This is a genomic window from Rothia nasimurium (genome assembly GCF_928381705.1).
In the GTDB taxonomy this organism is placed as follows: Bacteria; Actinomycetota; Actinomycetes; order Actinomycetales; family Micrococcaceae; genus Rothia; species Rothia nasimurium_G.
This window is the reverse complement of sequence record NZ_CAKMSR010000004.1, coordinates 209,161-221,649: the sequence shown is the minus strand read 5'-3', so window position 1 is coordinate 221,649 and position 12,489 is coordinate 209,161. Positions and strand designations below refer to the sequence as shown.

The 12,489-nt window shown below is 62.9% G+C and carries 13 protein-coding genes; 2 read left to right on the top strand and 11 right to left on the bottom strand.

Going from position 1 to position 12,489, the window contains the following annotated elements:
- Nucleotides 1-159: 159 nt before the first annotated feature.
- The 4 genes from rnc to coaD all read right to left on the bottom strand — a co-directional run bounded on the left by rnc (nucleotide 160) and on the right by coaD (nucleotide 2,219).
- Complete coding sequence (gene rnc / locus L6762_RS05370; RefSeq protein WP_237185935.1) at nucleotides 160-843, bottom strand: ribonuclease III; 684 nt, start codon at nucleotides 841-843, stop codon at nucleotides 160-162.
- A gap of 10 nt (nucleotides 844-853) precedes the next feature.
- Complete coding sequence (rpmF, locus tag L6762_RS05365; RefSeq protein WP_135011069.1) at nucleotides 854-1,057, bottom strand: 50S ribosomal protein L32; 204 nt, start codon at nucleotides 1,055-1,057, stop codon at nucleotides 854-856.
- A 33-nt stretch (nucleotides 1,058-1,090) separates the two neighbouring features.
- A complete protein-coding gene (locus tag L6762_RS05360) occupies nucleotides 1,091-1,573 on the bottom strand; it encodes a YceD family protein (protein WP_185174525.1) in 483 nt (160 codons plus the stop codon).
- A gap of 169 nt (nucleotides 1,574-1,742) precedes the next feature.
- Complete coding sequence (coaD, locus tag L6762_RS05355) at nucleotides 1,743-2,219, bottom strand: pantetheine-phosphate adenylyltransferase (RefSeq protein ID WP_237185934.1); 477 nt, start codon at nucleotides 2,217-2,219, stop codon at nucleotides 1,743-1,745.
- A 155-nt stretch (nucleotides 2,220-2,374) separates the two neighbouring features.
- Here coaD and L6762_RS05350 point away from each other — a divergent pair, with 155 nt between their 5' ends.
- Nucleotides 2,375-3,592, top strand: coding sequence for an aminotransferase class I/II-fold pyridoxal phosphate-dependent enzyme (locus L6762_RS05350; protein WP_237185933.1), 1,218 nt, complete (start codon nucleotides 2,375-2,377; stop codon nucleotides 3,590-3,592).
- Between the two features lie 3 nt (nucleotides 3,593-3,595).
- Here L6762_RS05350 and L6762_RS05345 read toward each other — a convergent pair whose 3' ends face one another.
- The 6 genes from L6762_RS05345 to L6762_RS05320 all read right to left on the bottom strand — a co-directional run bounded on the left by L6762_RS05345 (nucleotide 3,596) and on the right by L6762_RS05320 (nucleotide 9,948).
- Nucleotides 3,596-4,213 carry an LURP-one-related/scramblase family protein gene (locus L6762_RS05345; RefSeq protein ID WP_237185932.1) on the bottom strand — a complete coding sequence of 206 codons (618 nt, stop codon included), beginning with the start codon at nucleotides 4,211-4,213 and terminating at the stop codon, nucleotides 3,596-3,598.
- Between the two features lie 14 nt (nucleotides 4,214-4,227).
- Nucleotides 4,228-4,788: a 16S rRNA (guanine(966)-N(2))-methyltransferase RsmD gene (rsmD, locus tag L6762_RS05340; RefSeq protein ID WP_237185931.1), complete on the bottom strand. Its 561-nt coding sequence runs from the start codon at nucleotides 4,786-4,788 to the stop codon at nucleotides 4,228-4,230.
- A gap of 206 nt (nucleotides 4,789-4,994) precedes the next feature.
- Nucleotides 4,995-7,559: an ATP-dependent DNA helicase RecG gene (locus L6762_RS05335; RefSeq protein ID WP_237185930.1), complete on the bottom strand. Its 2,565-nt coding sequence runs from the start codon at nucleotides 7,557-7,559 to the stop codon at nucleotides 4,995-4,997.
- Nucleotides 7,559-8,530 (bottom strand): DAK2 domain-containing protein, encoded by a 972-nt coding sequence (locus L6762_RS05330; protein ID WP_237185929.1) that lies wholly within the window; start codon nucleotides 8,528-8,530, stop codon nucleotides 7,559-7,561. The genes L6762_RS05335 and L6762_RS05330 overlap by 1 nt, the downstream gene beginning before the upstream one ends.
- Nucleotides 8,511-9,551: a thiamine-phosphate kinase gene (gene thiL, locus L6762_RS05325; RefSeq protein WP_237185928.1), complete on the bottom strand. Its 1,041-nt coding sequence runs from the start codon at nucleotides 9,549-9,551 to the stop codon at nucleotides 8,511-8,513. Before thiL ends, L6762_RS05330 begins: the two co-directional genes overlap by 20 nt.
- A 7-nt stretch (nucleotides 9,552-9,558) precedes the next feature.
- On the bottom strand, nucleotides 9,559-9,948 hold the full coding sequence (locus tag L6762_RS05320) for a hypothetical protein (RefSeq protein ID WP_237185927.1): 390 nt from the start codon (nucleotides 9,946-9,948) through the stop codon (nucleotides 9,559-9,561).
- A gap of 751 nt (nucleotides 9,949-10,699) precedes the next feature.
- Here L6762_RS05320 and L6762_RS05315 point away from each other — a divergent pair.
- Nucleotides 10,700-11,227 carry a DUF3515 family protein gene (locus tag L6762_RS05315; RefSeq protein ID WP_237185926.1) on the top strand — a complete coding sequence of 176 codons (528 nt, stop codon included), beginning with the start codon at nucleotides 10,700-10,702 and terminating at the stop codon, nucleotides 11,225-11,227.
- A 102-nt stretch (nucleotides 11,228-11,329) separates the two neighbouring features.
- Here L6762_RS05315 and L6762_RS05310 read toward each other — a convergent pair whose 3' ends face one another.
- Nucleotides 11,330-12,484 (bottom strand): D-alanine--D-alanine ligase family protein, encoded by a 1,155-nt coding sequence (locus tag L6762_RS05310; protein ID WP_423817083.1) that lies wholly within the window; start codon nucleotides 12,482-12,484, stop codon nucleotides 11,330-11,332.
- Between the last annotated feature and the right edge of the window lie 5 nt (nucleotides 12,485-12,489).

The window sequence follows — 12,489 nt, the reverse complement described above, 5'->3', positions numbered from 1 at the left end:
ACCCCTAGCAGGGTTCACCAAAATAAGCCGGTCAGTAACAGCATTCTCAAGAATGCCCGCTAGTACCTCATGGGCACGAATAACAGATGTGGCCCCTAACGGCTTGCGTTTAGTGGCGCTAGAGCCGCCCCTCTTTGTGTAGGTAAAGTCTTGCCTGCCCTAGCCGTAGACCCTGTAGTAGGCCTGTTCGGCAGCCATACGCTCGGCTTCCTTCTTGCTGGTGCCCTTACCCTGCCCCATGACCTTCCCGGCCAGGAGGACCTTGGCGGTGTAGCGGCGGGCGTGGTCGGGGCCGGTGCCCTCAACCTCGTAGACGGGCTCGCCGGTGCCCTGGGCGGCAGCGTATTCCTGGATTTCGGTCTTCCAGTCGCGCCCGATGTTCAGGGTCTTGTTGTCATCCAGCAGGTGGGAGGTGTGGGCCAGCACCAGCTGGTGGGCGGCCTCAGGGCCGTGCTTCATATACACGGCACCGAATACGGCTTCCATGGTGTCAGCCAGGATGGAGTCCTTATCGGCACCACCGGTTTTCTTCTCCCCCTTACCCAGGCGGACGCAGGGCCCCAGCTTGAGGCTACGGGCCAGGTTGGCCAGGGTTCGGGTAGAAACAATCACGTGGTGGCGCTTGACCAGCTCGCCCTCGGGCAGGTCAGGGAACTTCTTGTAGAGCTCTGAGGCGACGGCCAGGGACAGCACGGAGTCGCCCAGGAATTCTAGGCGCTCGTTGTGGGGTATGCCGCCGTTTTCAAAGGAGTAGGAGCGGTGAGTCATTGCAAGCTGAAACGTCTCGGCATCGAGGTCGATACCGAGACGTTTCAGAAACTCTTGTGATGCAGAGTTAGTCATAAGGCGCGAATTAGGCGTCAGCTACCTTGCGGCCCTTGTACTCGTAGAAGAGTTCGTTGCCAGCTGAGTCAGTCACGAGCTTTGCCTGGTGGGGCAGGGAGTAGGTGACGCGACCGTTTTCTACGGTCTTGACCAGCTGAGGAACGGAAGCCTTCCACTGGGAACGGCGGGCGCGGGTGTTAGCACGGGACATTTTCCGCTTGGGAACAGCCACAGCTATCTCTTTTCTCTTGTTGCTTTATAAGTTTTATTTGTCGTTCGCATCGAGCAGCGCTGATAGCGCGTTCCACCGGGGGTCGATGACCTCATGATGGTGCTCAGGGTCGTCCTCTAGGCGTGCGCCGCATTCGGAGCACAGGCCCTGGCAGGAGTCACTGCAAACAGGTTGGAACGGCAGTTGAAGAATCACTGCGTCCCGCAGCGCCGGTTCGAGATCAATTTCATCGTTCTCTACGGCGTACTGCTCATCTACTTCATCTTCGGGGCCGCCTTCGGGGGCCTTCTCGAAAACAAAAAGCTCTTGAACATCGGCTGTAACATCAAAGTCAACCGGGTCTAGGCAGAGGCTGCATTCACCGGAAACGGTGACAGTTGCAGTACCAGTTACCAAGATACCATCTGAAACGGATTCCAGGCGAACATTGAGGTCAATGTCGCTGCCTTCTTCCGCCTCAATCAGAGCGTTGCCAAAGTCGCTTGGCGCTGGCAGAACTTCATCAAGGGTCTCCATTGCGCCCGGGCGATGAGCTAGATCTCGAACCGAGATCTTAAGGGGCGATGAATCTTTTCGTGAAATGACGAACTCCCTATCGAATGTTTTAAACCAAGTACCTATTTTAGGGGCTTAAGACCGGCCGAATCAAGCGCTCTAGGTTTAACCTCTTGTTTGGCTGACCACATTAATGCTCGGGGTAGAGGGCTCGCTGCACCGCCCGCGGCACGAAAGCACGGACGTCCCCTCCATAGCCTGCCACCTCTTTGACGATGGTGGAGGAAATATGGTTGTACTTGGGATCACCGGCAATAAAGCTGGTCTCAACTCCGGCGATATGCCGGTTCATGGAAGCCATGGGGGCTTCGTATTCGTAGTCAGCGGTATTGCGAAGCCCCTTCACAATGAGCACAGAGCCCTGCTCGCGCACAAAGTTAGCCAGCAACTGCCCCTCGGGGAGCACCTTGGCACTCACCCCGTCGAAGAGGGCAAAGGTTTCTTCAACCATGGCAACGCGCTCTTCGAGGCTAAAACGATACTTTTTCTTAGAATTGTGGGAGACCGCGACGATGACGTTACCGTAGATTTTGGCGGCGCGGGTGATGATTTCGACGTGACCGTTGTGGATGGGGTCAAAGGAACCGGGACAGACAACCAATTGCATGTCTCTAGGCTACAGCAGGTTGGTTAGGTATGACACACTAAGTCATGCTCTCTTGGGCAACAGGGCTAGGCCGGTAATCTTGGGTTCAGACAAAGATACGGACGCCCGCCCTGCACTTGTGATGGTGGGCTAGACGAGAGCGGGGTGGGCACCGAATGGCCACTGAGAAGAAGCAACGAGCCTTTGAACGGGTTGGGCTAGCGGCCGGGCTGATGGGGGCGGACGGCCACTGGCGCTCTACCATCTTCGAAGAGATGTCGGCCCTTGCCCACCGATACGATGCCCTGAACCTGGGGCAGGGTTTTCCAGATACGGACGGCCCTGCAGAGATGCTTGATGCCGCAGCGCAGGCGCTAGTGGGCGGGGTCAACCAGTACGCTACCATTGCGGGCAACCCCGCCCTGCGGCAGGCCATTGCCGAGCACCAGCAGCGTTTCTACGGGCTCACCCTCAACCCCGATACTCAGGTCACGGTAACCGCCGGTGCTTCTGAAGCCCTGGCAGCTACCATTGCGGCCCTAGTAGAACCGGGTGACGAGGTTGTTCTCTTCGAACCCTACTACGACCTCTACCCTGCCGCTGCCGCCCTAGCCGGGGCGCGCGTCCGCACCGTTCCGCTCGTGCCACCCACCTTTGAGCCAGACCTGGACGCCCTTGAAGCAGCTTTTTCTGACCGCACAGCCCTGGTGGTAGTCAACGACCCGCACAACCCCACAGGTATGGTCTTTTCAACTGAGGCGAAGACTAAGATTGTGGAGCTGGCAACCAGGTTCGACGCTGTGATTCTGGCTGACCAGGTCTACGAGCACCTGGTCTTTACCGGCCCCTACCAGCCCATTCAGACCCTGCCGGGAGCAGCAGAGCGTACGGTGGCGGTTTCAGCGATTTCTAAGACCCACTCGGCCACCGGCTGGCGGGTGGGGTGGATGACCGGCCCAGAAAACCTTATACTCCCCATTCGCCTGGTGAAGGGCTATTTCACGCACTCGGCGGCCGCTCCCCTGCAAGCAGCTGCGGCTGTTGGCGTGGGTCTGGGCGATGACTTCTATACCGGTGTGCAGACCCGCTACGCCCAGCAGCGGCGTATTTTGGTGGAGAACCTAGCGGGCTCATCGTGGGAGGTAACTCCCCCGGCAGGTACCTTCTTCGCGGTAGCCGATGTGTCGAGGGTCCTGGCTGAACGGGGCCTGACCTCAGCAGAAGAGCTCTGCCACCTGCTTCCCGAGCAGGCCGGGGTCGCACTGATTCCACTGACAGCCTTTACGACCGAGGCCTACCGGCAGCGGGTACAGACCTATGTGCGGTTTGCCTTCTGCAAACGCCCGGAGGTACTACAGGACGCCGCCACCCGTCTGCGTGCCTATAGCGGCTAAGCCCTAGTTGCGGGCGTCCTTTGCCCGGATGAGGTCAAGGGCAACCAGGCCCCCCAGCATGGCCAGGCGCACGGCTTCGGGGGCGCCGGGGTCGAAGTTCACCCCGTAGCGGCTCTTACCGCGCAGCCCCGCCACCAGGCCGCCCCACTCGCGGGCAACGCGGGCAGCTACATGGCCGTTAACCGTAATGTTGAAGTCGTACTCAAAGAGGCTACCTTCGAGCTCCAGGGTGAGGCCCGGCAGCTCGATGGTGAGGCGCTTGCGCATGAAAGAGAACTGCTTTTGCACATGGGCGAAGAGGGAACCATCGGGGTTCAGCAGTTCGTAGCGGTCCAGGCCAAAATCAAAGGGGTCGACGATCTTGAGAAGAAGGTTCCCGTTACCGTCGACCAGGTCAAAGGTGCGGTTGCCCTTGAGCAGGCGGCCTGCGGTTGAGCCGGTGGTGAGCACCCGGCCGAGCACGCGCCCGTCCTGGCTCTGCATCTCAAAGTCATTGCTCATGAAGCTGCGGGTTTGCTGCACCACCAGGGTGTTTTCGGTCAGCAGGGGCGCGGACGCTCCCTGGTTCGTTTCTGGGGTCGGCTGGGGCTGATACCCGGGGTTGTTTGTGTTCTCACTCATAGTTCTACCCTAAACTAGACGGCGGGCTCCACATAGTAGAGCACGGTCTCACCGTATTTTTTCTCGGCAAACTTTTCGAGGCCTTCGGGCCAGGCGGGCTCGTCGGTGCGGGAGGCCCGTTCAACCACCACCACCGCTCCCTCGGTCAGGCGGGGCGCCAGCAGGGCCAGCAGATCTTCGAGCTCGCTGTTGGTCACGGCGTAGGGCGGGTCAATAAAGACCAGGTCCCAGGCGGACGCCCCCGCCGAAAGGTAGGTGCGGGCCGTCATCTTATGCACGCGAGCAGTACCGCTAGCGGTCTTGCCCACGGCGGCAATGTTTTTTTCGATGACGGTAACGGCCTTAGGGTAGTGGTCCACGAAGTCCACGTGGGCAGCCCCGCGTGAGAGGGCTTCGCAGCCCAGGGCGCCCGAGCCGCCGAAGAGGTCGAGGGCGCGCACGCCGTCCAGCATGTTGTAGGTATCCAGGCGGGAAAAGAGGGCTTCTTTGACCCGGTCGGTGGTGGGGCGGGTGTTATCGCCGGGGACGTTGGCTAGGCGCAGGCCGCCTGCGGCTCCTGCAATGATGCGGCTCATTCGGCTGCGCTCCGCTCATAGTGGTAGAGGGTGGGACTGTTATAAGGGTACCGGTAGGGCTGGTGAGAACAAAGAGAAGGTTAGATATGGGTGACCGGTGACGGAGGGCCCGCCGGGCACTTGAGTTGACCGCACTTATTCTGTTTTACCCGCAACTAGTTGCGGATAAACCAGAATAAATGCGGGGCCTTCGTCTTTGGCCGAGCCTACCCACGCCCCAGGAAGGCCTCGCGGTCGGCGTCGAGGGCCCGGTCGATGGTGCGGGCCAGGTCGGGGTGTTTGGCCAGGGTGGGGTCAGCCTCAATAATTCCAAAGGCGTCCTGCCGGGCCCGCTCAATGAGCTTGGCATCGGTCAGGGCCCGCAACAGTTTGAGGGTGGACTTCTTCCCCGACTGGGCAGCGCCGAGAATATCGCCTTCGCGCCGCTGCTCCAGGTCAACCCGCGAAAGCTCGAAGCCGTCGGTGGTGGCCGCTACCGCTGCCAGGCGCTCCCGGCTGACGCCGTCCGCCGGCTGCTTGGTGACCAGCAGGCAGGTGCCGGGCAGGGAGCCGCGGCCAATGCGTCCGCGCAGCTGGTGGAGGCCAGAAATACCGAAGCGGTCGGCGTCCATGATAATCATGAGGGTCGCGTTGGGCACGTTCACGCCCACCTCAATCACGGTGGTCGAAACCAGCAGGTCAATACGACCGGCTGAGAACTCGGTCATGACCCGGTTCTTCTCGGCGGTATCCATGCGCCCGTGCAGGCCCTCAATACGAACCCCGGCCAGGGCGGGGACGTCCTCCAGTTCCTCCAGGGTGCTCTCCACCGAGGCCAGCGAACCGCGAGCGCTCTCCCCCGCCGCAGCCTGGGATCCCAGGTTCTGGCCTGTCAGTCCGCCCACTCCAAAGAGGGTCTGGCCAGCCTCAGCGTCGGACTTTCCATCTGCCCCACCGATTTTAGGAACCACTACATAGACCTGGTGGCCCGCATCGATTTCTTCGCGGGCCCGGGCCCAGATGCGGTCTGCCCAGCGGGGGTGTTCGGCTAGGGGGACCACGTGGGTGGTAATTTTCTGGCGTCCAGCAGGCAGCTGGTCTAGCACGGAGGTATCGAGGTCGCCAAAGACGGTCATGGCCACCGTGCGGGGTATGGGGGTGGCAGTCATGACCAGGCGGTGGGGCAGCTCCCCGCCGGGCCCGCGCAGGGCATCGCGTTGCTCTACGCCGAAGCGGTGCTGCTCATCGACCACAACCAGACCAAGGTCGGCGAAGGTCACCGAGTCCCCGAGCAGGGCGTGGGTACCGATGACGATGTCTGCCTCACCCGAGGCGATAGCTAGCAAGGCTTCCCGTTTGGCCTTGGTTTTGAGTGAGGCGGTCAGCAGAACGACGCGGACGCCCGCCCCGGCGCTCCCGGAGCTGTCCTGCGGGGCCAGCATGTCACCCAGAATCTCGCAGACCGACCGGTAGTGCTGTTCGGCCAGCACCTCGGTGGGGGCCAGCATAGCCGACTGGGCACCGTTATCTGCCACCTGCAGCATGGCGCGCAGGGCCACCACGGTTTTACCCGAGCCCACGTCCCCCTGGAGCAGGCGGTTCATAGGGGAAGAGCTGGCCAGGTCAGAGCGGATTTCTTCGCCAACGGCCTGCTGGCCCTCGGTCAGCTGATAGGGCAGGGCTTCTAGTAGGGCGTCCGCGAAACCGCCCTCTACATAGGGGCGGGCAACGGTCTGGTGGGCGGCTCGGGCTGCACGAATACGGGCAAGAGCGGCCTGTAGCACGAAGGCCTCGCGGTAGCGCAGGGAGTGGTGGGCTGCCCGCCAGGTTTCTTCGGTATCGGGGGTGTGCACGGCCCGGTAGGTCCATTCCAGGGATGGGATCTTGCGGCTCTTGCGCACGGTAAAGGGGACGGGGTCTTCGAGCTCCTTGAGGTTGATGTGCTCAATCAGGGTCTCGATGGCTGCGGCCACCTTATCGGTGGGGAACTTGGGGCTGGCCTTATAGACCGGTATGGGGGCGGACGCCCGCGCGGCGGCCCGTTCAATCGCTTCGGCGCTGGCGCCGGGGGCGGCGGCCAGTTCTTTTCCGGCGATGACGGCGTAGTGGGGGTTGGTCAGGGTGATTTCGCCCCGGTAGGAGCCCACCTTGCCCGAGAACATGACCTGGTCGCCCTCGTGGATGTCGCGGGCGGCTGTCCAGGCGTTGAAGAAGCTCAGGGTCATGGTGCCGCTGGCTGTCAGCGAGTAGGGTTCGGGGGCGTAGCCGCCAAAGATGTCTCCCAGCTGGTAGCTGGGCTGGGTGCCCGGTAGCTGGGTGTCGGTGGAGCCCCCTGCGCTACCGTGCAGACGGGGGTTGGTGTAGCCCCGGGTGTAGGACGCCGGTGGGGCGGCTCCCCGGTAGGCGTTGGGGTTAGGGGGTTGCCAGGCGGGCTCGGGCTGACCAGCCTGGTCTAGCTGGTCGGTGATGGTGATTTCTGTGATGGACCCGCGACGCGATGCCATCTGGCGGGTGGTCACCCGCACCACCCTGGCGACGATGGTAGCTTCGGTGCCTTCTACCAGGGATGAGAAGGGGGTGAGTTCCCCGCGTGGCAGGTACTTGCGGGGGTAGTAGTCCAGGGCCTGCCCCACGGTTTCTAGCCCCAGGTGGGTCTTAAAGGACTTGGCCAGGGTCGCCCCCAGGTAGTCGGCCAGGGAGGCGTTATCCAGGCGGTCTTCTGCGGCGTACCGGGCCAGGGCGTCCTTTGCCTGCTCGCTTAGTTCCGGGGTCTTTCGTTTACGGGCTGCCATTAGGGGGTGGGCTCCCGGTGGGTGTCCTGATGGGCGGGGTCATCCAGGGAGGTGGTTCGCACGTTGAGGGGATTGCCCGTAGCACGGAGGAGGGCCATGGCGTCCTCGGCCTCGGGGACGTGCACGTGGATAGCCCACAGGGCCTCGTTCCCGGCTTCGACCTGGGCGATGGAGACCGAGTCCCCGACCGTCTCTAGGGCGCTGCGCAGCTGGGTTACTTCGAGCACCGGCAGATAAATCTCGCACATAACCTCAACGCGGGCTTCTGCCGCCGAGCGCTGCCGTGTGCTTTGGGGCGGTAAGGACGCCGCCCCCACCTGGAGCAGGTCGCGGTAGGTGGCCTGCGGGGCGGCTCCCAGCAGCTCTGTTGCCAGGGCCACTAAGACCAGGTGCAGGCCCAGGGCTCCGGAATCAACCCAGCCGTTACGGGCGTGGTCTGCTTCGGCGGTAGCTCGCAGGGCAGTCTCTGAAGCGGCCAGCAGGGTTGTGAGGTAGTCCTGCCAGGGGTCCTCTTCATCGGTAGGATCTGGCAGCGGGCAGGTGGCAAGAGCCTGCATGAGGGTCAGCATGGTGCCATCTGCTGGCTGGCTGAGGGCAGCGGACGCCTGCTGGGCTCCGCGTTCCCAGGCGGCGGCGAGCGCCTGTGGGGTCAGGGGGTGGACGGTGGAGGGCGGCAGTTGCCCGGCCTCCCCCAGCTCTTCTGCCAGTCCCAGCAGCCACACAGCGAGCAGGGTTCCAGAGTTACCTCTGGCCCCGCGCAGGGCTGCACGCGCGGCAAGGGCGAGGGTGGGCTCGTCCGCCATGCCTGCGGTGTCGGCGGCCCGGCCGAGGGTGGCGACCATGTTGGCCCCGGTGTCGGCATCGGCCACGGGGAAGACGTTAATGCGGTTGAGAAGGGATCGGTGCTCCACCAGCTGGGTGCGAGCGCGCAGTAGCCAGTTCAGCCACCAGTCAGCGGGAACCTGCCTCAAAGTGATCCCATCCTTTCGCGGTGTAGGTGCGGCCGTCGACGGTGATTCCGTCACCTGCCTGTACCGTACCAATTCTAGTAAATCCGGGCGGTATCTGTGCGGGTGGGCAGGTGCCTAGTAGGCCGTGGTCTTCCCCGCCGGTTAGCACCCAGCGTAGGGCTTGGGCGTCAGCCTGTTCTGGGGTGCCCGCGGTGAGCAGGGCTGCAGGGCCTACCCTGCTGACCCAGGGGGCCAGGGCCGTCGAGTCGAGGTCAAGAGCCACACCGGAGGCCGCTGCAATACGGCCGCCGTCACGCACCAGCCCGTCGGAGACATCCATGAGGGAGGTCAGGTGGGGGGCGCCCTCCGGCCCCAGGTGAAGGGGCGAGCGGGGGCGCTGCTGGGCGCGGACGCAGGCAGTCAGCTCTTCGGTGGCGGTGAAGGGGGCTGAGTCGAGCAGGGCTAGGCCGGCAGCTGCGGTGCCCAGAGCACCGGCAAAGACTACGGCGTCCCCAGGGCGGGCTCCGCTTCGGGTGATAGGCCGGTCGGTCAGGCCCACGGCGGTAACAGTTACCGAGATTTCGCTGCCTGAGCCCATATCGCCCCCGGCAATCGTGCAGGTGGTAGCCCCCTGGGCAGTACAGGATTCAGTGAGACCCCGGGCAAAATCCTGCACCCAGCTCACGGGGGTATCGGGGGTCAGGGTAAGGGACACCAGCAGGGTGACAGGGGTAGCCCCCATAGCTGCGATATCGGCCAGGTTCTGGGTGGCGGCCTTCCAGCCCACCTCATACCCGCCGGTTGTATAGCCCGAGGGCCAGCTACGGCGGAAGTCCTGGTTTTCGGTTTGGGTGTCGGTGCTCATGACGGTCAGCCCGCCCCGCAGATCGAGGGCAGCAGAATCGTCCCCCGGCCCCAGGACCAGGGCGCCGGGGGCACCCAGCTCGGCACGGACGTCCGCCGCCCGCTCATTGTGCTCGGCCAGCACGGGCATAAACAGGGCAAGAAGCTGGCCCTCACTCACCTGGGCAACGGTCTGCATAGGGCTCCTAGTTCCTGGGCGCACGGTTACGCCACACAAAGTTAAAGACCACCAGGGCCAGGCCCGCCGTAGCAAGACCCGTAAAAATAATGAGGGGGCGCGCACCGTTCATGATGGTGCCACCTCGCTGGAAGACGCTACTACCGGCAACAGCTCCCGACTGATGCCCCTGGGTCTCTGCCCCGGCCACCCCCGCTGCCTGGTTGGGATCAGCCGATGAAGATGCTTCGCTCTGGGCTCCCGATACGTTTAAGAACCCCTCCATCCATTCGGGACCTCCCGCATACCCGGGGGTTTGCTGGCTAGAGAAAATACCCAGCACCGTTCCATCCACGGGAAAGAGTTCTAGCTGGCTGTCGCCTGAGTCCAGTCGGCTCGAAGCCTGGGCTCCAGCCACACTGCTAGCGAGGGTAGAGGGTACAGGGACTTCTTGAGCCGGCACTTGTGTTCCACTGTTGGCAGTCTGGTCTTCTCCCCCGGTTGCAGGAGATGAAGGGGAGGTGCCCCTCGGCACTGAGGAATCAGCGGTTGCCTGAGGGGACGGATCAACGGCAGGCGGGGCTGAGGGGCTCTCGGCGGGTATCTCAGGTAAGCCTGCTGCTCCACCGGTTACATCGGGGCCGGGTCTATCACCCGGTACGTCTGGTACTTGAATTTCAGACTCGCTGGGGGCAGGCTCTGGATCTGCCGATGGTACCGGGTCGCTGGTGGGTTCCGGTTCCGGTAGAGCTGGCTCAGATGAGCTAGGCTCTGGGGTGGAGCTAGGTTGAGGAGAGCCAGGGCTGGTAGCTTCAGAAGAAGCAGTTTCATCCGGTGTTTGTACCGGGCTAGGGTTCGCCGTGCTCTCGGTGCTCGGGGCTGCGGTTGAAGGAGTCGTCACATTGGCTGTAGAGCTAGCAGACGGTTCAACAGCAAAAGCGGCCTGGGGGCTGGTGAGAACCTGCCCCGCCACCAAAGCTAAGGGGCCCAGAGTCGCAGCAAGAGCAGCCCCGGTCACACACGTCTTTCGCTCCACAGCCGCTCCTTTCATCGCTGTTACATCGGTCTACTTTGGGCAGTTACCCTACCCACCCTACCGAATCTGCTCTCCCCCGGCTAGCAGGCAGCGTGCTGACCTGCTGCCACGGCGAAAGTTATACAATAGCCAGGTGAGAACACCGCGCAAACCCCTCGTCCTCGTCCTGACCGCTCTAGGCCTGACCGGCTGCGGGGCAGGTGCCGTCAACCTCGAACCGGCCCCAGACGCCGCCAACCCCACCTGCGCCTACGCCCTGGTTGCTATGCCCGATACCGTGAGCGGCCTGGCCCAGCGCGAAACCACCGCCCAGGCCACCACCGCCTGGGGTGACCCCAGCGCCGTCATCCTCAAGTGCGGGGTCGAGCTCGGCACAGCCCCCGTCTCAGATACCTGTGTCTCGGTCAACGGCGTTGACTGGATCGTTAAGCCCGCCGACGAAGAACTCGCTACTGCCGCCGAGCAAACTGCCACCGGCACCTGGGTTGCCGAAACCTTCGGCCGTGATCCTGCCGTGCAAGTAACCTTCGACGCTGACCGGGTCTCGTCCTCCACCGTCCTTGCAGAAGTATCATCGGCCGTTGCCCAGATACCCCAGCAGATGCAGTGCACCAGTGTCGATGACACCCTCACCGGTGTCGACAGCGGCACCGGCAGCTAAACGAGAAACCGTGTAAGCGAAAACCCCCGTTACCGTCTCAGGTAGCGGGGGTTTCGTTGGCATCTAGAGGCAGGGGGCTTACCCCGGTGCCGTCGAAGGCTCCTAGCGCAGGCCCAGGGGGCGCTCCAGGGCCAGGGAAATCAGCTCGTCGATCAAATCGCCATAGGCCAGGCCGGTGTTCTCCCACATGGTCTTATACATAGAAATCGGGGTAAAGCCGGGCATGGTGTTCACCTCGTTAATCACCAGGCGGCCGTCCTCGGTGTAGAAGAAGTCAGCGCGGCACAGGCCTTCACCGTCAACGGCAAGGAAGGCCTCAATAGCCAGCTGGCGCATCCGCTCAGAAACCTCAGCGGGCAGGTCAGCCGGGCAGCGGGTCTCAGCCGAAGTCTTCGAAACGTACTTAGCCTCAAAATCATAGAAACCGTGCTGCTCATCCACCACAACAATTTCACCGGGGTAAGAGGCCCGGGGCAGCTCAGAACGGTGCCCATCGAGCACAGCACACTCAATCTCCCGGCCCACAATGCCAGCCTCAATCACCAGCTTAGGGTCGTGGGCCTGGGCCTCGGCAATAGCAGCATCAAGCTGGTCAGCCGAATCAACCTTGGTAATACCAAAGGAGGACCCCGCCCGAGCAGGCTTCACAAAGACCGGGTAGCCCAGTTTCTCAATGCGCTCGCGGGCACCGGCCTGGTCAAGCACCCACTGGCGGTGGGTCACAACCTCGTAGGGCCCAACCTCTAGGCCAGCGGCCTCGAAAGCCACCTTCATAAAGTGCTTATCCATGCCGATAGCAGATGAAGCTACGCCACAGCCTACGTACTTCAAATCTGCCATTTCCAGCAGGCCCTGCACCGTGCCGTCCTCGCCGAAGGGGCCGTGGAGCAGGGGGAAGACCACATCAATTGCCGGGCCCATCTCAACGCTGGTGGCATCGGCGGAGTCAATCAGGCGCAGGCGGTTGTCGCCGCCACCCAGGGGCAGGAAGACCTGCTTGCCCTCAGCGGGGAACTCTGCCAGAGCGGTAGCCTCGGTCAGCTCGACCAGGGCCGCCTCGTCGGTCAGGTACCAGCGGCCGTCCTTAGTGATACCGATAGTAACCACGTCGTACTTGTCGTGGTCAATAGCCCCGAGTACGCCTCGGGCGGTAATCAGTGAGATGGAGTGCTCGGACGAGCGCCCACCGCACAGCAGGGCGACGGTAGGTTTGGTGCTGGTTTCGGTCATAACGTCCTTTGGTTTCGTGCGGGGCACAGCCC